Source organism: Kribbella sp. NBC_00382, assembly GCF_036067295.1.
GTDB lineage: Bacteria > Actinomycetota > Actinomycetes > Propionibacteriales > Kribbellaceae > Kribbella.
Window position 1 is genome coordinate 2864318 of the sequence record NZ_CP107954.1, and the last position, 20848, is coordinate 2885165.

The window sequence follows — 20848 nt, forward strand, 5'->3', positions numbered from 1 at the left end:
GAGCCGACGGAAGGTCTGCGGCCGGAGGTTGCGGCGGCTGGTGTTCCTCCCGGTCCGTCGGCGCGGCGCAGGACGGGCCGACCAGTCGGTGGTCGGCCCGTAGGCAACGAAGAGATCACGGCTAGAATGAGTCGAACGACTACGCCCGGTGCAGCGCCGCACGGCGTACCGCAACCAGCGCAGCACCGCTGGGGATTCAAGCTATGAGGAGACTCTGTGGGACGCGTCGTGCACAAGTACGGCGGTTCTTCGGTCGCTGACGCCGATTGCATCAAGCGCGTGGCCCAACGGATCGTCGCGACGAAGAAGGCCGGGAACGACGTCGTGGTGGTGATCTCCGCGATGGGTGACACCACCGACGAACTGATGGACCTGGCCAAACAGGTCTCCCCGCTGCCGCCACCGCGCGAGCTGGACATGCTGCTCACCTCGGGTGAGCGGATCTCGGCCGCGCTGCTGGCGATGGCGATCGCGAACCTGGGCTATGAGGCCCGGTCGTTCACCGGCTCGCAGGCCGGCGTGATCACCACCTCGCGGCACGGCAACGCCCGGATCATCGACATCACGCCGGGCCGGATCGAGGAGGCCCTCGGCGAGGGCCATGTCGCGATCGTGGCCGGCTTCCAGGGCGTCGCCCAGGACACCAAGGACATCACCACGATGGGCCGCGGCGCCTCCGACACCACCGCGGTCGCGCTGGCCGCCGCGCTGGAGGCCGACTACTGCGAGATCTACACCGACGTGGACGGCATCTTCACCGCGGACCCGCGGATCGTGCCGGCCGCCAAGCAGATCCCGAAGATCTCCTACGAGGAGATGCTCGAGATGGCCGCCTGCGGCGCCAAGGTGCTGCACCTGCGCTGCGTCGAGTACGCGCGGCGCTACAACGTCCCCGTCCACGTGCGCTCCTCCTTCTCCCAGAAGGAAGGCACCTGGGTTGTCGATGCGAAGGAACTGACAGACATGGAACAGGCGATCATCTCCGGCGTGGTCCAGGACCGCAACGAGGCCAAGATCACGGTCGTCGGCGTACCGGACAAGCCGGGTGAGGCGGCCCGGATCTTCGAGACCGTGGCCGGCGCCGAGACCAACATCGACATGATCGTGCAGAACGTGTCGGCGGTCGCCACCAACCGGACCGACATCTCCTTCACGCTGCCGCGCGTCGACGGCGCCCGGGCGATGTCCGCACTCGCCCGGCTGAAGGACGAGGTCGGCTACGAGCAGCTGCTGTACGACGACCAGATCGGCAAGATCTCCGTGGTCGGCGTCGGGATGCGCTCGCACCCCGGTGTTTCGGCGAAGTTCTTCTCCGCGCTGGCCGAGGTCGGCGTGAACATCGAGATGATCTCGACATCCGAAATCCGGATCTCGGTCGTCGTCGACGAGAACCTGGTGGACGTGGCCGTCACAGCGGCGCACACTGCATTCGACCTGGACGACGAGCACACCCAAGCTGTCGTGTACGGAGGAACTGGACGGTGACACCTGTGAGCGCACTCGATCAGACTGAGGACCGGACCGGGCTCCCCTCGCTGGCGGTGGTCGGCGCGACCGGCGCCGTCGGCACGGTGATGCTGACCCTGCTCTCGACCAGAGAGAACGTCTGGGGCGAGATCCGGCTGATCGCTTCCGAGCGCTCCGCAGGCAAACGGCTGAAGGTCCGCGGCGAAGAGGTCGAGGTGGTCGCGATCAGCGCCGACGCCTTCGACGGCATCGACGTGGCGATGTTCGACGTACCGGACGAGGTGTCGGCGCACTGGGCGCCGATCGCCGCGTCCAAGGGCGCCGTCGTGGTCGACAACTCCGGTGCGTTCCGGATGGACCCCGACGTACCGCTGGTGGTGCCCGAGGTGAACGCCGAGGCGGCCCGCAACCGGCCGAAGGGGATCATCTCCAACCCCAACTGCACGACGCTGTCGATGATCGTCGCGATGGGCGCGCTGCACCACCGGTACGAGCTCGAGCAGCTGATCGTCGCGTCGTACCAGGCCGCGTCCGGCGCCGGTCAGGAAGGCATCGACGCGCTCTACGACCAGCTGATGAAGGTGGCCGGTAATCGCGAACTCGGTACGACGCCGGGCGATGTCCGCCGGGTGATCGGCAACGCGCTCGGCCCGTTCCCGGCGCCGCTGGCGATGAACGTGGTCCCATGGGCCGGCTCGCTCAAGGACGACGGCTGGTCGTCGGAGGAACTCAAGGTCCGTAACGAGTCGCGCAAGATCCTCAACCTGCCGGACCTGAAGGTCTCCGCGACCTGCGTCCGGGTGCCGGTCATCACGACCCACTCGCTGTCGGTGCACGCGCGCTTCAGCCAGGTGGTCGATGTCGACGAGGCTCGCGACGTACTACGGGATGCTCCGGGAGTACTGGTCTTCGACAACCCGGCCGAGGGCGAGTTCCCGACCCCGGCCGATGTCGTCGGCACGGACCCGACCTGGGTCGGCCGCATCCGTCGCTCGCTCGACGACCCGCAGGCTCTGGAGCTCTTCGTCTGCGGCGACAACCTGCGTAAGGGTGCCGCGCTCAACACGGCTCAGATCGCCGAGGTCGTCGCCAAGGAGTTCATGCCGGCCAAGTAGATTCGTCAACAACACAAGGGCCCTGGCAACAGGGCCCTTGTGTCGTTTACAGCCAGTTCTCGCGGGCCGCGTGCAGGGCCAGCTGGAAGCGGGTGCTGGCGCCGGTGCGGTTCATCAGCCGTTCGAGGTACCGGAAGAAGGTCCGGCGGCTGATGCCCAGCGTGCGAGCGATCGTGTCATCCGCTGCCCCTGTCGCCAGCAGGGCCAGCAGACGGCGTTCGATCGGTTCCAGCCGGTCGTCCTCGGTGCCGACGGATGCGTGCAGGGGCAACGCATTGCGCCAGCACAGCTCGAACATCCCGATCAGCGCGGTCAGCAGCGAGCTCGGCCGGATGATCAGCAGCGACCGGTTCACGTCGGTGTCGCGCACCGACATCGACACGAACGCGATCGAGCCGTCGATGATGGTCAGCTTCGCCGGTACGTCGGGCAGCACCCGCGCCTGCTCACCCGCCTCCACGCAGGGCAGGATGTTCTCGGTCAGGTACCCCGGCACCTCGACCGATTCGGGCGAGTAGACGACCCGGTAGGAGACGCCGCGGTTGAGCTGCTCGATCTCCATCTGGTTCGGGCCCGCGCCGAGGTAGTACGGCGGGGAGTCGATGGCCAGGATCTCCCGTTGCGAGCTGCCCTTGATCTGGTTGATCCGCTCGACGATGGCGCTGCCGGTGACCACCTCGATCAGGTGCGTGGTCGACTCGTTGTGCACGGTCCGGCGGAACTCGTCGTACGCGTTCAGGACCTCGATCCGGGCCTGCTTGAGCTCCGACTCCCGGCGCAGCGTCAGCGCCTCCAGACCGGCGTCAGGGGGCACCGGGAGGAACCTGGAGTGGTCCGACCCCGACCGGCGCGCCAGGCCCGCCTGGACCAGCCCGCCGAGCGTCGCGTCGATGCCCACCGCCTGGCCCGGTACCGCCTCGTCCAGCTCGGTGATCGACGCCGGCCCGGCCCGCAGCAGGTGCTGGTAGACCCGGATCTCGTCGTCGTTCAGGCCGAGCACCCGTAAGTGGTCGGCACGCTCCGTGTCGGTCGAGCTCATGACTCTCCCTTCCCTCCCGAGCGCGCTCACCGTGCGCCACCGCCGCACCAGGGTAGAACGAACGCCGAAATCCCACCGGCACCGTCCGTATCCCGGCGACTGCACCGAGCAATAATTGTTGAACTGTCAGCATTCTTGTGCCGTGTCACCATCTGGCCACCATTTCTGCGCAGTTGTGAGCGAGAATTGAGGTCCAGCAGCCCGGCGACGGACCACCTGAGCGCCGCCGGGCTGCTGTTCCAATTCTGGCCCCAGTTCGCATTCAAGTCAGCGAACGCCGTTTCGGTTGGGTCTCGATCCCGGCGTATCGGTGCCCTCGCACTTCCGTGCCATCACCGGCTGTGCCGGAGGGTGTACAAACTGTGCAACTCCATCGTGAGGCCGATGAGGAGGAGACCACCGTGTCGCAGCAACTGCGTCAGGTACTGCCCAGGCATCATCGCCGGGCCTTCGGCCATGGCGCGATGACCGCCGCCCTGGTCATCGTGCCGCACCCGGGCCCTCGGGTCGCCGGTGGGATCCATGCAGTGTCAGGTGAGCTTCCGTGGATGGTGAGGCTGTCCACGGGCGACGGTGCCGGCAGCGGCACCGGTCAGCGGTCGCTGACCACCGGACCCTGGGTGGATCCCACCGGGCACACGGTGAGTTCGCCGCGACGGCCCTTGCTGGCTTCGGTTCCGGCGTACCGGTCGGCCAGTCACCTCTTCTGAACGAGGGCTGCGGGCAACCTCTGAACAAGGTCAATTCTGTTGCGTCGATTACGTCGTCAGGCGTGATCGGGGTACGTTGATTAGCTTCGCGTGAGGTGTCAAATGTATATTCCAGATAACGATCGCCGGAGGTGACTCCACGGTCGGTTGCGACGTTCGGTAGCCGTCTGTGCGTCGCTGCTCACCCAGGAGGCACGCTGTGTCGTCGGTCCCGACGCCAATCCGCTACTCTGCTTCCGGTTTGCGTGGCCCCTTCACCGTGGACCCCGTTCGGATTTCGATGACTACGACCGTCCCCAGAGAGGCGTCGCCTGAATGAACGCGACTAGCGTCGACGAGGAGTTCAACCCGTCGGTGCATGTGTACGAACCGCACAAGGTAGGCCTACCGCCCCTCCGCCCGTACTTCAAGGCGCTGTGGGAGCGGCGGGAGTTCGCGGCCGAGATGTCGCGGACCGGCATCCGCGCGGCCAACACGAACACTTTCTTCGGCCAGGTGTGGCTGGTTCTGAACCCGCTGCTGCTGGCCGCTGTGTATTACCTGCTGGTGGACATCATCGCGGGCGGTGCCGCCAAGGACGACGCCGGTGCGCGTTTCGCTCATATGTGTGGTGGATTGTTCGTCTTCTACTACTTCTCCAGCGCGATGCTGTCGGGCGCGGCCAGCGTCGTCGGCGGCGGCAAGCTCTTGATGAACATGTCGTTCCCGCGGATGCTGCTGCCGCTGGCCGCGCTGCGGACCTCGTTCTTCCGGTTCCTGCCGACGATGGTCGTGTACCTCGGCATCCACCTGGTCACCCGGCAGAAGTGGCACTGGGCGATGTTGCTGGCGCCGGTCTTCCTGATCTGCCTGACCGTCTTCGCGGCCGGCATGGGGATGATCTTCGGCGCGCTGCAGGTGTACTTCCGCGACACCACCAGCTTCCTGCCGTACTTCGTCCGGATCTGGCTCTACCTGTCGCCCGTGCTCTGGTACGCCGACCAGGCCCCGGCCAAGTTCAAGGGCTTCATCCAGTACAACCCGCTCTACTCGCTGATCGGTGGCTGGACCGACCTGCTGGTCCGGGGCGACGTCCCGGAGCTGAAGATGTGGCTCGGCGCCGTCTTCTGGGCCGTCGTGGCCGGTGTGATCGGCTCGTTGTTCTTCATGTCGAGGGAGCGTGAGTTCGTTGTCCGTCTCTGAGGCCGAGAAGAAGTCGATGCAGAACAAAGATCTGGGTCCGGCCGTCAAGGTCCAGGACGTCTCCATCACCTACCGGACCACGTTCGAGCGGGTGCCGACCTTCAAGAGCGCCCTGGTCCGGCTGGGCCGCGGCGAGCGCGCGGTGCGCGAGGTCAAGGCTGTCCAGAACGTCTCCTTCGACGTCGACCACGGCACCACGATCGGCATCATCGGCGCGAACGGCGCCGGCAAGTCGACGCTGATGCGTTCGCTGGCCGGCATCCTGCCGCCGACCAGCGGCCGGATCGAGGTGCACGGCCGGGTCAGCACGCTGCTGTCGCTGGGCGTCGGCTTCAACGCCGCGCTGTCCGGCAAGGAGAACGTCGTGCTCGGCGGTCTGGCGGCCGGTCTGAGCCGCAAGGCGATCCAGGAGCGGTACGAGGCGATCGCCGCGTTCGCCGAACTGGGCGACTTCATGGAGATGCCGATGCGGACGTACTCGTCCGGCATGTTCAGCCGGCTCGCGTTCTCGGTCGCCGTGCACATGGACCCCGACATCCTGCTGATCGACGAGGCCCTGTCGGCCGGTGACGCCTCCTTCAAGCAGAAGGCGGCCGACAAGATGAAGGAACTCGTCACCAACAGCCGGACGATGTTCCTGGTCAGCCACGCGATGAGCAGCGTCCGCGACCTGTGCAACGACGCCATCTGGCTCGACCACGGCAAGCTGATGATGCGCGGTACCCCCGACGAAGTGATCGCCGAGTACACGAAGTTCCTGCAGGTCAGCGCGAAGAGCGCTGCCACCCTCGAGGACTTCTGACGATGCGATCCACCCCCGTGCCGGACGTGGGCATCATCACGTCCGGCCACGACGTCGCCGACGCGCGGCTGCACAAGATCACCGCAGCCCTGCAGAAGCGCGGTCTGAACGTCGAGTTGTGGGGTCTCGGCGACCCGGCCGGGGGACCGGCCGGCGCCGTCGTGCACGCCGGCGACCGGGGCAGCCTCGTCCAGCGGCTGGCCCGGACCGCCGTACTGCCCTGGCGCACCAGCGCCAAGGTGGTCGTCACGGTTGATCCGGACATGATCCCGGTCACCCGGCTCGTCACGAAGCTGCGCCGCCGGAAGATGGTGGCCGACGTGCACGAGGACTACGGCCGGTTGCTCCGCGACCGGGCCTGGGCGAGAGGGCCGGTGGGGCTGCCAGCCCGGCTGATGGTGGCCCTGAGCACCCGGCTGGCCGCCGGAGCCGACCTCACCGTCGTCGCTGATTCCCACCTCTCGCCCCACCAGGCCAAGCACCGGATGGTTGTCACCAACCAGCCGGTCGCGGCTTTTCTGGCCCCGGCACCGCCCGCCGGTGAGCCCCGGGTGGTCTACGTCGGCGACCTGCGGGTGAGCCGTGGGCTGTTCGACATGGTCGACACCATCGCCGCCGCACCGGGCTGGTCGCTGGACCTGATCGGTCCGGTCGCCGGCGCCGATCGCGACGAGCTGGAACGCCGGATCGCCCAGCCCGACGTCGACGGCCGGATCCGGTTGCACGGACGCCAGCCACCGGCCGAAGCCTGGCGGATCGCCGAGGGAGCCTGGGCCAGCCTCGCGCTGCTCCAGCCGACCCCGGCGTTCATCGAGGCGATGCCGTCCAAGATCTACGAGTACCTCGCGAGCGGGCTGCCGGTGGTCTCCACCAGGCTGCCGCGGCAGACGAGGATCATCGAGGAATCCGGCGGTGGTGTGCTGATCGACACCGTCGCCGAGGCCGCGGAGACGTTGCGCCGTTGGTCCGGTGACCCGGGTGAGCTGGAGAAGCTGCGCGACTGCGCACTCCAGTGGGCCGCCGACCACCTGCCGTCGACGACCCCGTACGACGAAATGGCTGACGCCATCCAAGACCTGCTGCGAGGAAGTGCATGAACCAGGCCCGCCCACACATGCTGTACGTCTGCTGGGGCTACCCGCCCTGCCGAGGCGGCGGCGTCTACCGCGCGCTCGCGACGGCGAACCGGTTCGCCGAGCAAGGCTGGAAAGTCACCGTGCTGACCGCGGACAAGGAGACGTTCCACCGCTTCACCGGCGCCGACCTGACGCTGGAGGAGCGGATCCACCCCGACATCGAGATCGTCCGGGTGCCGTTCGAGTGGCCGATCCTCGAGGCCGACCTGCGCAAGTGGACCAAGTCCCGGGCGCAGAACCCGAAGCTGTGGAGCAAGTGGCGCACCCGGCGCGACCAGATCCCCTTCCCTGAAACGGGTTACGGCCCGTGGCGGAGCACGATCGAGAAGGCCGCCGAGCAGATCCACCAGGCGAACAAGGTCGATCTGACCGTCGCCACCGCGAACCCGCACGTGACGTTCGCCGCGGCGTACGACCTGTTCAAGAAGTTCGATGTGCCGTACGTGATGGACTACCGCGACGCGTGGCTGCTGGACGTCTTCAGCGGTGACCGCCTGCACGAGCCGAACAGCCGCGCCGCCCGCTGGGAGCGCAAGCTGGTCAAGGACGCCCAGGAGGTCTGGTTCGTCAACGACCCGATCCTGGACTGGCACAAGGACCTCTACCCCGAGCACGCCGGCAAGATGCACACGGTCGCGAACGGCTTCGATCCCGACCTGGTGCCGTCGACGCAGGACCGCGGCGCGGTGACCGATCGCCCGCTGGTCTTCGGCTACGTCGGCACGGTCTCGCCGAAGGTGCCGCTCGGCGACTTCGTCAAGGGCTGGCAGCTGGCCAAGCAGCAGTCCGACGAACTGCGCGACGCCAAGGTGAAGATCCACGGCTATCTCGGGTACTACGCGCAGCCGCGGGCCGACATGCTCGCGATCATCAACAACGCCGCCGACGACCAGGTCAGCTACGAGGGCCCGGTCGGCAAGGCGGAGATCGCCAAGGCGTACGACGAGTTCGACGTCCAGCTGCTGATGCTGGGCAAGGGCCGGTACGTCACCAGCGGCAAGGTCTTCGAGTACCTGGCCACCGGGTTGCCGATCGTCTCGGTGCACGACCCGATGAACGCGGCGTCCGACGTACTGCGGGGGCATCCGCTGTGGTTCCCGGTGAAGGATGTGGCGGACACGCAGACGATCGCGGACGCCCTGATCGAGGCGGCTCACGCGGCGCGTACCGCCGACGAAGGCATTCGGGCGAAGGCAAGGGAGTTCGGCGCGAGCTACCGGCGCGACCTGCAGCTGGACCCGCGGATCAAGGCACTGGGCGAGCGCGTTGGGGCGGTGGTCTGACATGAAGGTCGTACTCCTGAGCACCCGGCGGCTTCCTCCGTCGTACTTCGACACCGTCCGCGCCGACCTGGGCAGCCCGGAAAACCTGGACCTCGACGTGGTCGCCTGGGTCCCGCCCTCCGGCCCCGTAGACGGCCTGGTCAAAAGCTTCACCCTCGTCGGCCCCGGCCGCATGCCCGTCGCAGTCGTCCCGCCGGCCGAGCCGGTCGAAGACGCAGCTGAAGCAGACGAGATCCCAGTCGCAGTCTCCGAGTCCGCCAAGGCACCTGCTCCCGAAGCGGTCGTTGACGAGACCGCAGTCGAGTCCAGCGATACCGAAGCCGACGAGGTAGCCGAGGCGACTGAGGGAGCCGTGGCCGCCGAGGCCGAGGCGATCAACGAGCCGAAGCCCACTCCGGTAGCACCCAAGCCGGCTGCGAAGCCGCGGCCTACTGGGGCCAAGCGGGTTGTGAAGGCGGCGCAATGGCGGGCGCGGAAGTTGCGGCGGGCCGGCGGGAAGATGTTGCCTTCGGCAATTAAGAAGTCCGGGCCGGTGAAGAAGCTGACCCAGAACCGCAAGGCCGACAACCTCGCGAAGACGTACTGGAGCAGGGTGAACACCCGCGCCGACGTGATGACCACCATCGCGCAGGCCGACGTGATCATCGCCCTCGACGGTGGATCGGTCTGGGCCGGCTGGCAGATCGGCCAGCGCCGGACCGAGACCCCGGTGGTACTCGGCCTCCCGGCAGCCCGCCGCGAGCTCGACCGCCTGGTCGGTGCGGGACAGGAGTGACCAGATGCCGGACCGGGCTGGTGGAGTGGGAACGCAGATGACATCTGCGCGAACTCTTCGTGACCACCTGCCGACGCCGATTGCCAGGACCGCGGGTGCGGTCCGGCGACGGCTGAAGGGGCTGCGGTACAGCTACGCGCAGCTACCGGAGTTTCCGCAGGTGGCCGACACCCCGGTCCGGTTGTTCATCGGTCCGACCAACAGCGCGGGCCAGGGCTACGCCTGGGCACGCGCGGCGGACACCATCGAGGGCGTCTCAGCAGTCAGCTTCTCGGTGCACCGCAAGGGCCAGTTCCAGTTCAAGGACGACTACGGCGTACCGCTGAACTGGTTCGGTCAGTCGCGCTGGCAGCGAGCCCAGGAGAAGCACGTCCTGGGCTCGTACACGCATGTCCTGATGGAGTCGCTGCGCCCGCTGTTCGGCGCCCGCGGCCTGAAGGACGGCTTCACCGAGATCCAGCAACTGAAGGACGCCGGTATCAAGCCGGCCCTGCTCTTCCACGGCTCCGACATCCGCCTCCCGAGCCGTCACGCCAAGCGTGAGCGCTGGTCCCCGTTCATCCCGGGTGACCCGCTGACCGACCGCCTGGAGGCGCAAGCAGCACGGTTCGCCGAGCTGGTTGAGGCAGCGGACGTACCGGTCTTCGTTTCCACGGTCGACCTGCTGGACGACGTACCGCAGGCGCAGTGGCTGCCCGTGGCGATCGACCCGGCGCCGTGGGCCCAAGCGGCTAGACCACTCTTCTCTACCGACCGGCCGGTTGTCGCGCACGTCCCGTCGAGCGCGCAGCTCAAGGGCAGCGACGTGATCGACGAGGTGCTGACCGGGCTCGCGGACAGCGGCCTGGTCGAGTACCGGCGGATCAGCGGCGTCACCCACGGTCAGATGCCGGCCGTGATCGGTGACGCCGACATCGTCGTCGACCAGCTCCGGATCGGCCTGTACGGCGTCGCCGCGGCCGAGGCGCTGGCGGCCGGACGTTTGGTTGTTTCTTACGTCGGTTCGGCGGTACGCGATCAAGTGCGTAGTCTGACTGGGCGCGAGGTGCCGATCGTCGAGGCGGATCCTGATTCGCTCGGCGGTGTGATCACCGACCTGCTCTCCGACCGTACGGCGGCCGCCGAGCAGGCCACCGCGGGCCCCGCCTTCGTGGCGGAGCTGCACGACGGGCGGCGTTCCGCCCGTGCACTCACCGATTGGCTTGACCCGAAGGAGAGCTTGTGACGTCCCGGATCGCTGCGTCGGCAGATGTCGACGAGAGCGCGCAGATCGGCGACGGATCGTCCGTCTGGAACCTGTCCCAGATCCGCGAGAACGCGGTGCTGGGCAAGAACTGCATCATCGGCCGCGGCGCCTACATCGGCACCGGCGTGACGATGGGTGACAACTGCAAGGTCCAGAACGACGCTCTGGTCTACGAGCCGGCCGTGCTCGAGGACGGCGTCTTCATCGGGCCCGCGGTCGTGCTCACCAATGATCACTTCCCGCGCGCGATCAACCCGGACGGCACGCTGAAGAGCGCGTCCGACTGGGACGCCGTCGGTGTGACGCTGCGCACGGGCAGCGCCGTCGGCGCTCGTTCGGTCTGCGTGGCGCCGGTCACGATCGGCCGCTGGGCCACCGTCGCCGCGGGTGCGGTGGTCACCAAGGACGTGCCAGACTTCGCGCTGGTCGCGGGGGTCCCGGCCCGCCGGATCAAGTGGGTCGGCAAAGCAGGCGTTCCGTTGCAGGAGATCGGCAACGGCGACTGGAAGTGCCCGCAGACGGGCGAGATGTACATCGAAACCGACGGGCGGCTCCGGCCGGCCGACGAAAACCAGGAGGAGAACTGATGGTGCAGCCGATTCCGGCCGCGAAGCCGATCATCGGGCAGGAGGAGCGGGAGGCAGTCGACCGTGTGATGCGCAGCGGAATGCTCGCCCAGGGTCCTGAGGTCGCTGCCTTCGAGCAGGAGTTCGGCGCAGCGCTGGTCTCCGGCCGGGCCTGCGTAGCGACGAACTCGGGCACCTCGGGTCTGCACCTGGGCCTGCTGGCCGCGGGCGTCGGTCCGGGCGACGAGGTCATCGTCCCGTCCTTCACCTTCGCCGCGACCGCGAACAGCGTCGCGCTGACCGGTGCCACCCCGGTGTTCGTCGACATCGAGCCGACGTACTTCTGCCTGGACCCGGCCGCGGTCGAGGCCGCGATCACTGAGAAGACCAAGGCCGTCATGCCGGTGCACCTGTTCGGGCACCCGGCCAACATGACCGCCCTGCAGGCGATCGCCGACAAGCACGGCATCGCCATCTTCGAGGACGCCGCGCAGGCGCACGGCGCGACCTGGAACGGCGCCCCGGTGGGCACCTTCGGCGAGTTCGCCATGTTCTCCCTGTACCCGACCAAGAACATGACGTCCGGTGAGGGCGGCATGAACTCGGTCGCGAACGCCGACCTCGAGCGCCGGATGCGGCTGTTCCGCAACCAGGGCATGCTCAAGCAGTACGAGAACGAGGTCGTCGGCCTGAACAACCGGATGACCGACCTGCACGCCGCCATCGGCCGCGTCCAGCTCACCAAGGTCGGCGGCTGGACCAAGCAGCGGCAGGAGAACGCGACCTTCCTGGACGCGAACCTGCAGGGTGTGACGGTCCCGACCGTCGCCGCCGAGGCGACGCACGTCTACCACCAGTACACGATCCGGGTGACCGAGGACCGGGACGGCTTCGCCGACGCGCTCCGCAACGAGCACGGTGTCGGCTGCGGCGTCTACTACCCGATCCCGAACCACCGGCTCCCCTCGTTCAAGCGTGAGCTGGACCTGCCGGAGACCGAGAAGGCCGCCGCCGAGGTGCTCTCGCTGCCGGTCCACCCCTCGCTGTCCGAGGAAGACCTGAACCGCATCGTCACCGCGGTCGCGACCGTCGCGAAGGCAGGTGCGTGAGATGGCTAACCTCCGCGCCGGTCTGATCGGCCTGGGCATGATGGGCCGCCACCACGCACGTGTACTGGGCTCGCTGGAAGGCGTCGACCTGGTCGCCGTCGCGGACCCGGGTGGCGACAAGCACGGCGTGGCCAACGGCCTGCCCGTGCACGAGAACGTCGAGCAGCTGATCGCCGCCGGCATCGACTACTGCATGGTCGCGGTGCCGACCCAGTACCACACCGAGATCGCCAAGGCGCTGGCCGAGGCCGGCGTGCACGCGATGATCGAGAAGCCGCTGGCCGGCTCCTCGTCCGAGGCCGCTGAGATCGCCAAGGCCTTCGAGGCCGCCGGCGTGATCGGCGCCGTCGGTCACATCGAGCGGTACAACCCGGCGCTGCAGGCGCTGCGGGTCCGCCTCGAGGCCGGCGAGCTGGGCGACATCTACCAGATCACCACCCGCCGGCAGGGCCCGTTCCCGGCCCGGATCGCCGACGTCGGCGTGGTGCTCGACCTGGCCACCCACGACATCGACCTGACCGCCTGGGTGACCCAGTCGCCGTTCGCGTCGGTCTCGGCCCAGAGCGCGCACAAGTCCGGTCGCCAGTACGAGGACCTGATCGCCGTCACCGGCAAGCTGCAGGACGGCACCGTGACCAGCCACCTGGTCAACTGGCTGTCCCCGATGAAGGAGCGGCTGACCGTCGTCACCGGTGAGCGCGGCGCGTTCATCGCCGACACCCTGACGGCCGACCTGTCCTTCCACGCCAACGGCACCGTGCAGACCGCCTGGGACGACGTCGCGCACTTCCGCGGTGTCTCCGAGGGCGACATGATCCGCTACGCGATCGCCAAGCCCGAGCCGCTGAAGGCCGAGCACGAGGCGTTCCGGGACGCCATCCTGGGCAAGGAGACGGACATCGTCACCCTGCAGCAGGGTCTGGCCACCGTCGTCGTCGCCGAAGCCGTGATCCAGTCCGCCGCGGAAGACGGCAAGTCGGTCGCGCTGACCGATGCCGTCAACGGTGTCCTGGGCACGGACAACGCGGGAGCCGCGCAGTAATGAAGGTTCTCAGCGTCGTGGGCGCCCGCCCGCAGTTCGTGAAGCTCGCCCCGATCGCGGAGGCGTTCGCCGCCACCGAGCACGAGCACGTGATCGTGCACACGGGGCAGCACTACGACAAGAACATGTCCGACGTGTTCTTCGCCGACCTGAAGATCCCAGCCCCCGACGTCCACCTGGGCGTCGGGTCGGGCAGCCACGGTGTCCAGACCGGCGCGATGCTGTCGGCGATGGACGCGGTACTGGACGAGCACCGCCCGGACTGGGTGCTCGTCTACGGCGACACCAACTCGACCCTGGCCGGCACCCTGTCGGCGGTGAAGATGCACCTGCCGGTCGCGCACCTCGAGGCCGGTCTGCGCTCCTTCAACCGGTCGATGCCGGAGGAGCACAACCGGGTGCTCACCGACCACGCGGCCGACATCCTGCTCGCCCCGACCGAGGTGGCCATGGGCCACCTGGCCAACGAGGGTCTGAAGGACCGCTCGCGGCTGGTCGGCGACGTCATGACGGATGTCTGCTTCCGGGTTCGCGACGCGGTGAAGGACCAGCCGCTGGAGCTGCCGGACGGCCTTAAGCGTGGGGAGTACCTGGTCTCCACCATCCACCGGGCCGACAACACCGACGACCCGGCGCAGCTGGCCGCGATCGTTGACGGCCTGGCGGCGCTGGACACCCCGGTGCTGCTGCTCGCGCACCCGCGCCTGGTCGCGCGCTGCGCCGAGTTCGGCATCAAGCTGGAGCGTCCGGGTGGTTCGCTGCACACCGCCGAGCCGCTGGCCTACCCGCAGATGGTCGCGGCGGTCCTGGGCTCGGTCGGCGTCGTGACGGACTCGGGAGGCCTGCAGAAGGAGGCCTTCCTGCTCGGTACGCCGTGCACCACGCTGCGCACCGAGACCGAGTGGACCGAGACCATCGAAGACGGCTGGAACGTGCTCACCACGGACCTGTCGAAGCTGCCGGAGCTGGCCGTCCGGCCGGTACCGACCGCAGCCCAGGCCGAGCCGTACGGCGACGGCCAAGCAGCCGGCCGGGTCGTCGCAGCACTCGCCGCAGGATAGGACGATGACGAAGGCAGCCGAAGAGAAGTCGCAGGAACCGATCACCACCGCACCGCCGGCTCAGGACGAGCCGGCGGTGCCGGTGGTGGCCGGCCCTGCCGACGAGCCGCCGAAGAAGCGGCTGCCCCGGGTCGAGTCGCTCACCGGTCTGCGCTGGTGGGCGGCGTTCTTCGTCTTCACGCACCACATGACGAACCTGGCTCCGCTGCCGATCTTCAAGTTCCTCACCTACGGCACCTCCGGAGTCACCTTCTTCTTCGTCCTGTCCGGGTTCGTGCTGACCTGGTCGGCGCAGCCTGGGACCAAGGTCCGGACGTTCTACCGGCGCCGGTTCGCCCGGATCTGGCCGGCCCACGCGGTCGCCCTGATCGCGGCGGTCTTCGTCTTCTACCGCTTCCACCCGGATCCGGCGATGAGCTGGATCAAGCCGTTCGACATCGGCGTCCTGCTGCTGTCGCTGGTCCTGCTGCACGGCTGGTCCAACGACCCGACGATCCTGTACTCCGGCAACCCGGCGTCCTGGACCTTGTCGGTCGAGGCCTTCTTCTACGCGTACTTCCCGTTCGTCTGGCGGGCCACCCAGCGGCTGAAGCTGGCCGGTGGGCTGATCCTGTGCGCGTCGGTGGTGGTGATCGGCGCGGGGTACAAGCTGCTCCTGTTCCACTACCCGCAGACGTTGCCGCAGCTGCCGCAGCCGGTCTGGCACTCGGTCGCGTTCCTGTTCGGTATCGGCCTGGCGATCGCGCTGCGGTCGGGCTGGCGGCCGTGGCTGCCGTTCCCGGTGGCCTTCGCGATCTTCGCGGTCGGGATCTACACCCTGTACTACTCCGGTCTGCACCGGACGATCCCGCTAGCCACCACCATGGCGCTCACCCAGAAGGAGATCCTGACCGTCCTGTACGGCCTGCTGATCCTGTCGGTGGCCGCCCGGGACATGCGCGGCGGCCGGTCGCTGTTGCGCAGCAAGCCGCTGGTCGCGCTCGGCCAGTGGTCGTACTCCTTCTACCTGGTGCACGCCACCATCCTTTACGCGATCCGTGAGTTCCACGGCGTTTCCGCTCCGGCCAGCTGGTCGAACCTGACCTGGTACGCCGGGGTGCTGGCGCTCTCGATCGCCGCCTCAGCCTTGCTCTACAAGTGCGTTGAACACCCGCTAGAGAAGCGCCTGCGAGGTCCCCGATGAATGATTCATACCAAGTGGAGTTTTCGTGCGTATCGCAGTAGTTGCCCTAGGCAAGATCGGACTGCCGCTGGCGGTCCAGTTCGCGACCAAGGGACACCAAGTCGTCGGTGTCGACATCAACCAGGCGTTCGTCGACCTGGTCAACGCGGGCAAGGAGCCCTTCCCGGGTGAGGCCCACCTCGGCGAGCTGCTGGCCGAGACCGTCGCGGACGGCCGGCTGCGGGCGACCAGCGACTACGCCGACGCCATCCCCGGCGCCGACGCGGTCGTCCTCGTCGTCCCGCTGTTCGTGGACGAGAAGACCGGTGAGCCGGAGTTCGGCTGGATGGAGAGCGCGACCCGCTCGCTGGCCGAGCACCTGAGCCCGGGCACCCTGGTCAGCTACGAGACCACGCTGCCCGTCGGCACCACGCGGAACCGCTGGAAGCCGCTGCTGGAAGAGGTCTCCGGCCTCACCGAGGGCACCGACTTCCACCTGGTCTTCTCCCCGGAGCGGGTGCTGACCGGTCGCGTCTTCGCTGACCTGCGCAAGTACCCGAAGCTGGTCGGCGGTCTGTCCGAGGAAGGCGCCAAGCGCGCCATCTCGTTCTACGAGGCCGTTCTCGACTTCGACGAGCGCGCCGACCTGCCGCGCGGCAACGGCGTCTGGGACCTCGGCTCGGCCGAGGCGTCCGAGCTGGCGAAGCTGGCGGAGACCACCTACCGCGACGTCAACATCGGCCTGGCGAACCAGTTCGCCCGGTTCGCCGCGAACAACGGCATCGACGTGCACCAGGTGATCGAGGCCTCGAACTCGCAGCCCTACAGCCACATCCACCGTCCCGGCATCGCCGTCGGCGGCCACTGCATCCCGGTCTACCCGCGGCTGTACCTGTGGACCGACCCGGCCGCCACCGTCGTCCGGGCCGCCCGCGAGGCGAACCTCGACATGCCGGAGTACACCATCGGTCTGCTCGAGGGCGCGTACGGCGACCTGGCCGGCGCGAAGGTCGTCGTCCTGGGCGCCTCGTACCGCGGCGCGGTGAAGGAGACCGCCTTCTCGGGCGTCTTCCCGGCCGTCGAGGCGCTGAAGTCGCGTGGCGCCGAGGTGTTCGTGCACGACCCGATGTACTCCGACGAGGAGCTGCAGGGCCTGGGCTTCACGGCGTACCACCTGGGCGAGCCGGTCGACGCAGCGGTGCTGCAGGCCGACCACCCGGAGTACAAGCAGCTGACCCCGGCCGAGCTGCCGGGCGTACAGGTGCTGGTGGACGGTCGCGACGCGACCGACGCCGCTCGCTGGGCGGGTGTCCGTCGGATCGTGATCGGAAGGTCGGTCCGCCAGTGACGCGTTCCCCGGAAGAACTTCGGGTGGTGATGCTCGTCGCGAACGCGGTCACCAACGACAGCCGGGTCCGTAAAGAGGCAGCAGCGCTGGCCCAGGCCGGAGTACAGGTGACTGTGCTCGGGGTCGCGAGCTGGGGTGAACCGCAGTCGCGCGAGATGCTCGACGGCGCGATGGTCGTACGGGTGGCGGTGCCGTTCACCCTGCGCGAGGAGCGCAAGTTCGCGCGCAAGAAGCACCGTGAGTGGCGTCCGCCGTTCCTCGGGTACAAGACCCCGCGGGCGTACCGGGCCCGGAGCCTCCGGGTGCAGTCCGGGCTCAAGGAGATCAAGGCCGACTCGGGCCACGCGATCCAGGCCAAGAAGGCCGGCCAGACCGGACCGCTGGCCTACAAGGTCGGCGTTCTGGGCCGCTTGGTACGCCGGAGCGGCTGGCAGGCCGCCCGGCGCGGCATCTGGCTGCGCAAGGGTCTGGGCAACGCGATCGACAAGCCGTTCCGTTCGGGCTGGCGGGCGTACGACGGCGTGGCGCACCGGCTGACCTGGCCGGCGCGCTGGCGCCGGGTGCACCCGGACGCGCTCGACTACGAGTTCGCCTTCGGTGACCTGATCGACCGGCTCGAGCCGGATGTCGTGCACGCGCACGACATGCACGTGATCGGGGTGGCCGCGCGGGCGGCGGGTCGCGCGAAGCTGCGCGGCAAGGACCTGAAGGTCGTCTACGACGCGCACGAGTACGTGCCGGGCATCGCCCTGTACGGACCGCGCACGAAGAAGTTCATCGCCGCGTGGGCCAACCACGAGAGCGAGTACATGGGTTCGGCCGACCGGGTCATCACGGTCAGCACCGCGATCGCCGACCGGCTGGAGAAGGAGCACAAGCTCCCGCTCAAGCCGACCGTCATCCTGAACACCCCGGACATCCCCGAGGTGGTCGAGATCGAGCACGACATCCGGGCCAAGGTCCGGCTGCCGCGCGAGGTTCCGTTGCTGGTCTACAGCGGCGGCATCACCGCGGTCCGCGGGATCGAGACCGCGATCCAGGCGATGCCGAACATGCCCGGCGTGCACCTCGCCGTGGTCGCCGTGCCGTCGCCGAAGCAGCCCGCGGTCGACGTCCTGCGCAAGCTGGCGGAATCGCTCGGCGTCGAGGACCGGATGCACTACCTGTCCCCGGTCGCGCCGCACGAGGTGACCGCGTTCCTCTCGACGGCGGACGCCGGCATCATCCCGATGCTGCGCGCTCCGAACCACGAGATGGCGATGCCGAACAAGCTGTTCGAGTACAGCCTGGGCGAGCTCCCGGTGCTGGTCAGCGACATGGCCAGCATGAAGGAATGGGTCACCTCGCACGGCATCGGCGAGTACTTCGAGGCCGCGAACCCGGCCAGCTTCGCGGAGAAGGCGAAGCTGCTGCTGAGCCGCACCGAGACGTACCGCGAGCGGCTGGCGGACCCGGCGTACAAGCACGAAGCGGCGTGGAGCGGGCAGGCCGATCGGCTGCGCGAGCTCTACACCCAGATGCTCGGCCGGACGCAGCTGGAGCCGGTCATCGACCCGAACTCGGAGGCGCCCGGACGGCGGCTGCTGATCGGGCCGTCGAACAGCGCCGGTCAGGCGTACCTGTGGACGACCGCGGTGACCCGTGAGGTCCCGTCGATCGCCGCGGAGTCGCTGTCGACCAACAGCGGCAGGTACGACTTCAAGGTGCACCGCGCCGCGACGTTCGAGCAGTACCGCGCCGACTTGCGCTGGCAGCTGGAGCTGACCGCGTGGGCGCTGCAGAACGTCACCCACGTGCTGTTCGAGGCGGGTCGGCCGATGTTCGGTCAGCTGGCCGGCCAGATGTGGACCATGGACGTTCCGATGCTCGACGCGGCCGGGATCCAGCACGGTCTGGTCTTCCACGGTTCCGAGGTGCGCGACCCGGCCCGACACCGCCGGACGTACCAGTTCTCGCCGTTCGCCGATCCCACCGACGAGCTGACCGTCCGGCTGCAGGCGGCCAACGACCTGCTCCGCGAGCACCTGACCGGCTACGACGGACCCAAGTTCGTCACCACGCCCGACCTGGTCGAGTACGTCGAGGGCAGCGTGTGGCTGCCGGTCGTCGTCGACCCGGACGAGCTGGCCTCGGCGACTCCGGTCATGGAGCGGGACGTACCGGTGGTGCTGCACGCGCCGTCGGCAAGCGCGTTGAAGGGTTCGGTGTTCGTCGATCCGGTACTGACCGAGCTCGATGCCCGTGGCCTGATCGAGTACCGCCGGCTGCAGGGTGGTGTTCCGCACCCGGAGGTGGTGGCGATGGTCAAGGACGCGGACATCGTCGTCGACCAGCTGCTGCTCGGTTCGTACGGTGTCTTCGGCTGCGAGGCGATGGCGGCCGGCCGGGTCACGGTCGGGCACGTCGCCGACCACGTCCGGGCTCTGCTGCCGACCGACCTGCCGATCGTCGAGGCGACGCCGGACGACCTGACCGAGGTGATCGAGCGGCTCGTCGCGGAACGCGAGGAAGCCCGCAAGATGGCCGACGCCGGGCCGCGGTACATCCGTGAAGTACACGATGGGCGTAAGTCCGTCGAGGCATTGTTGCCCTTCCTCGGCGGAAGGTGACATGCGGGTTCTGATGGTTGCGCAGTCCCCGATCGCCGGGGACTCGCGCATCCTGCGCGAAGTCGCGGCGCTGACCGGAGCCGGCCACGTGGTGCACGTGGTCGGCCGGGATGTGCCGGAGGGCTTCACGCTCGAAGGTGGCGCGACGGTCGAATCGGTTTCCCGCTCGGCCGGTCTGCGCGGCGGTAGCGGTCCTGCTGTCGGTCATGGGCAGCGTGGGGCGAAGGTGCTCGTGCAGCGGTTCGGCCGGTGGCTGTTGCTGCCGGAGCACCGGCTGCGGACGGAGAAGCAGTGGCGTACTGCAGCTGCTGCGACTTTGTCGGGGCTTGAGCCTTTCGAGGTGGTGCACGCGCACGACTTCAACACTTTGGAGTTGGCCGCTGCGTTTGCCTCTCGTTGGTCGGCGACGCTGGTCTACGACAGCCATGAGTTGTGGTTCGACCGGGCGCTGCCCGGGCGGCCGACACCGTTGTGGCGCGTGCGTGGGCGTCGATCTGAGCTCGCGCTGGCTCGTCAGGCTGCGGTGGTCTTCACTGTCAGCGATGGGATTGCTCGCCGGTTGCGTGAGCGCGGGTTGCCGGACGTGCGGGTAATCCGGAACACGTTCCCGCGTCCCGAGGTCGCTCCTTCGTTGCCCTCGGCACCTACCGGACTGCTGTACGCCGGTCGCGTCGGCGCCGGGCGGGATCTGCCGGCCGTGGTCGAGGCGGCTCGGCTGCTGGCGCCCTTCCCGACGTTGCTGATGGGCTCGGTCGATCCGAACTACCGGCTTGACCTCGGCTCGGTCCAGAAGGTGCCCGAGACGTCGATCGACGAGGTCGACCGGGTGCTGCAGGAGTCGGGGATTTCCCTTGTCACGTTGACGAACACGTGCGAGAACCACCGGCTGGCCCTACCCAACAAGCTGTTCCACGCGGTGCGCGCCGGAGTACCGGTCGTTGCCGCGGATCTGCCTGAGCTGCGGGCGGTCATCACTCGGTACCACCTGGGCACTCTCTACACGCCTGGCGACGGCGCTTCGCTCGCTGCCGCGGTGCGGTCGTTGATCGCGGACTATGCCGGGTACGTCGACGGCGTACGGGCTGCCGGTGACGAGCTCAACTGGGAGCACGACGCGGAGGTACTGGTCTCGGCCTACTCGGCCCTGGCCAAACCACCTGCCAACGCGCACTGAAAGACCCCGGCAGCTTGAGGGC

Annotated in this window: 18 protein-coding genes; 17 read left to right on the forward strand and 1 reads right to left on the reverse strand. The window is 68.4% G+C overall.

The window, feature by feature from the left end; translation table 11 throughout:
* Window positions 1–216 precede the first annotated feature (216 nt).
* Both OHA70_RS14105 and OHA70_RS14110 read left to right on the forward strand, forming a co-directional pair.
* On the forward strand, window positions 217–1485 hold the full coding sequence (locus tag OHA70_RS14105; RefSeq protein WP_328332491.1) for an aspartate kinase: 1269 nt from the start codon (window positions 217–219) through the stop codon (window positions 1483–1485).
* Window positions 1482–2582: an aspartate-semialdehyde dehydrogenase gene (locus OHA70_RS14110; protein ID WP_328332493.1), complete on the forward strand. Its 1101-nt coding sequence runs from the start codon at window positions 1482–1484 to the stop codon at window positions 2580–2582. Before OHA70_RS14105 ends, OHA70_RS14110 begins: the two co-directional genes overlap by 4 nt.
* Window positions 2583–2628: 46 nt before the next feature.
* Here the strand turns inward: OHA70_RS14110 and OHA70_RS14115 are convergent, their stop codons facing one another.
* Complete coding sequence (locus OHA70_RS14115) at window positions 2629–3621, reverse strand: helix-turn-helix domain-containing protein (RefSeq protein ID WP_328332495.1); 993 nt, start codon at window positions 3619–3621, stop codon at window positions 2629–2631.
* A gap of 362 nt (window positions 3622–3983) precedes the next feature.
* Here OHA70_RS14115 and OHA70_RS14120 point away from each other — a divergent pair, with 362 nt between their 5' ends.
* From OHA70_RS14120 to OHA70_RS14190, 15 genes are all read left to right on the forward strand, one after another.
* Window positions 3984–4331 carry a hypothetical protein gene (locus OHA70_RS14120; protein ID WP_328332497.1) on the forward strand — a complete coding sequence of 116 codons (348 nt, stop codon included), beginning with the start codon at window positions 3984–3986 and terminating at the stop codon, window positions 4329–4331.
* Between the two features lie 315 nt (window positions 4332–4646).
* A complete protein-coding gene (locus OHA70_RS14125) occupies window positions 4647–5513 on the forward strand; it encodes an ABC transporter permease (RefSeq protein ID WP_328332499.1) in 867 nt (288 codons plus the stop codon).
* Window positions 5500–6315, forward strand: a complete 816-nt coding sequence (locus OHA70_RS14130; protein ID WP_328332501.1) for an ABC transporter ATP-binding protein — start codon at window positions 5500–5502, stop codon at window positions 6313–6315. Before OHA70_RS14125 ends, OHA70_RS14130 begins: the two co-directional genes overlap by 14 nt.
* A 2-nt stretch (window positions 6316–6317) precedes the next feature.
* Window positions 6318–7412: a glycosyltransferase family 4 protein gene (locus tag OHA70_RS14135; protein WP_328332503.1), complete on the forward strand. Its 1095-nt coding sequence runs from the start codon at window positions 6318–6320 to the stop codon at window positions 7410–7412.
* The gene (locus OHA70_RS14140) at window positions 7409–8734 is read left to right on the forward strand and encodes a glycosyltransferase (protein ID WP_328332505.1); all 1326 of its coding nucleotides are present in this window, start codon (window positions 7409–7411) and stop codon (window positions 8732–8734) included. The genes OHA70_RS14135 and OHA70_RS14140 overlap by 4 nt, the downstream gene beginning before the upstream one ends.
* A 1-nt stretch (window position 8735) precedes the next feature.
* Window positions 8736–9509 (forward strand): hypothetical protein, encoded by a 774-nt coding sequence (locus OHA70_RS14145; protein WP_328332507.1) that lies wholly within the window; start codon window positions 8736–8738, stop codon window positions 9507–9509.
* A gap of 37 nt (window positions 9510–9546) precedes the next feature.
* Entirely contained in the window at window positions 9547–10734 is a 1188-nt protein-coding gene (locus OHA70_RS14150; RefSeq protein WP_328332509.1) for a hypothetical protein, read from the forward strand.
* Window positions 10731–11342 (forward strand): acyltransferase, encoded by a 612-nt coding sequence (locus tag OHA70_RS14155; protein ID WP_328332511.1) that lies wholly within the window; start codon window positions 10731–10733, stop codon window positions 11340–11342. Before OHA70_RS14150 ends, OHA70_RS14155 begins: the two co-directional genes overlap by 4 nt.
* Window positions 11339–12430, forward strand: a complete 1092-nt coding sequence (locus OHA70_RS14160; RefSeq protein WP_328335124.1) for a DegT/DnrJ/EryC1/StrS family aminotransferase — start codon at window positions 11339–11341, stop codon at window positions 12428–12430. Before OHA70_RS14155 ends, OHA70_RS14160 begins: the two co-directional genes overlap by 4 nt.
* 1 nt (window position 12431) lies before the next feature.
* Complete coding sequence (locus tag OHA70_RS14165; RefSeq protein WP_328332513.1) at window positions 12432–13472, forward strand: Gfo/Idh/MocA family protein; 1041 nt, start codon at window positions 12432–12434, stop codon at window positions 13470–13472.
* Complete coding sequence (gene wecB / locus OHA70_RS14170; RefSeq protein ID WP_328332515.1) at window positions 13472–14533, forward strand: non-hydrolyzing UDP-N-acetylglucosamine 2-epimerase; 1062 nt, start codon at window positions 13472–13474, stop codon at window positions 14531–14533. The genes OHA70_RS14165 and wecB overlap by 1 nt, the downstream gene beginning before the upstream one ends.
* A gap of 4 nt (window positions 14534–14537) precedes the next feature.
* Complete coding sequence (locus OHA70_RS14175) at window positions 14538–15716, forward strand: acyltransferase family protein (protein WP_328332517.1); 1179 nt, start codon at window positions 14538–14540, stop codon at window positions 15714–15716.
* A 25-nt stretch (window positions 15717–15741) separates the two neighbouring features.
* Window positions 15742–17043: a nucleotide sugar dehydrogenase gene (locus OHA70_RS14180; protein ID WP_328332519.1), complete on the forward strand. Its 1302-nt coding sequence runs from the start codon at window positions 15742–15744 to the stop codon at window positions 17041–17043.
* On the forward strand, window positions 17040–19652 hold the full coding sequence (locus OHA70_RS14185) for a glycosyltransferase family 4 protein (protein WP_328332521.1): 2613 nt from the start codon (window positions 17040–17042) through the stop codon (window positions 19650–19652). Before OHA70_RS14180 ends, OHA70_RS14185 begins: the two co-directional genes overlap by 4 nt.
* 1 nt (window position 19653) lies before the next feature.
* Window positions 19654–20826, forward strand: coding sequence for a glycosyltransferase (locus OHA70_RS14190; protein WP_328332523.1), 1173 nt, complete (start codon window positions 19654–19656; stop codon window positions 20824–20826).
* Window positions 20827–20848: the final 22 nt, after the last annotated feature.

Coding starts and splice junctions, on each gene's coding strand:
- OHA70_RS14115 (WP_328332495.1), bottom strand. CDS start 3,621: ATGAGCTCGACCGACACGGAGCGTGCCGACCACTTACGGGTGCTCGGC.
- OHA70_RS14125 (WP_328332499.1), top strand. CDS start 4,647: ATGAACGCGACTAGCGTCGACGAGGAGTTCAACCCGTCGGTGCATGTG.
- OHA70_RS14135 (WP_328332503.1), top strand. CDS start 6,318: ATGCGATCCACCCCCGTGCCGGACGTGGGCATCATCACGTCCGGCCAC.
- OHA70_RS14140 (WP_328332505.1), top strand. CDS start 7,409: ATGAACCAGGCCCGCCCACACATGCTGTACGTCTGCTGGGGCTACCCG.
- OHA70_RS14145 (WP_328332507.1), top strand. CDS start 8,736: ATGAAGGTCGTACTCCTGAGCACCCGGCGGCTTCCTCCGTCGTACTTC.
- OHA70_RS14150 (WP_328332509.1), top strand. CDS start 9,547: ATGACATCTGCGCGAACTCTTCGTGACCACCTGCCGACGCCGATTGCC.
- OHA70_RS14165 (WP_328332513.1), top strand. CDS start 12,432: ATGGCTAACCTCCGCGCCGGTCTGATCGGCCTGGGCATGATGGGCCGC.
- wecB (WP_328332515.1), top strand. CDS start 13,472: ATGAAGGTTCTCAGCGTCGTGGGCGCCCGCCCGCAGTTCGTGAAGCTC.
- OHA70_RS14175 (WP_328332517.1), top strand. CDS start 14,538: ATGACGAAGGCAGCCGAAGAGAAGTCGCAGGAACCGATCACCACCGCA.
- OHA70_RS14190 (WP_328332523.1), top strand. CDS start 19,654: ATGCGGGTTCTGATGGTTGCGCAGTCCCCGATCGCCGGGGACTCGCGC.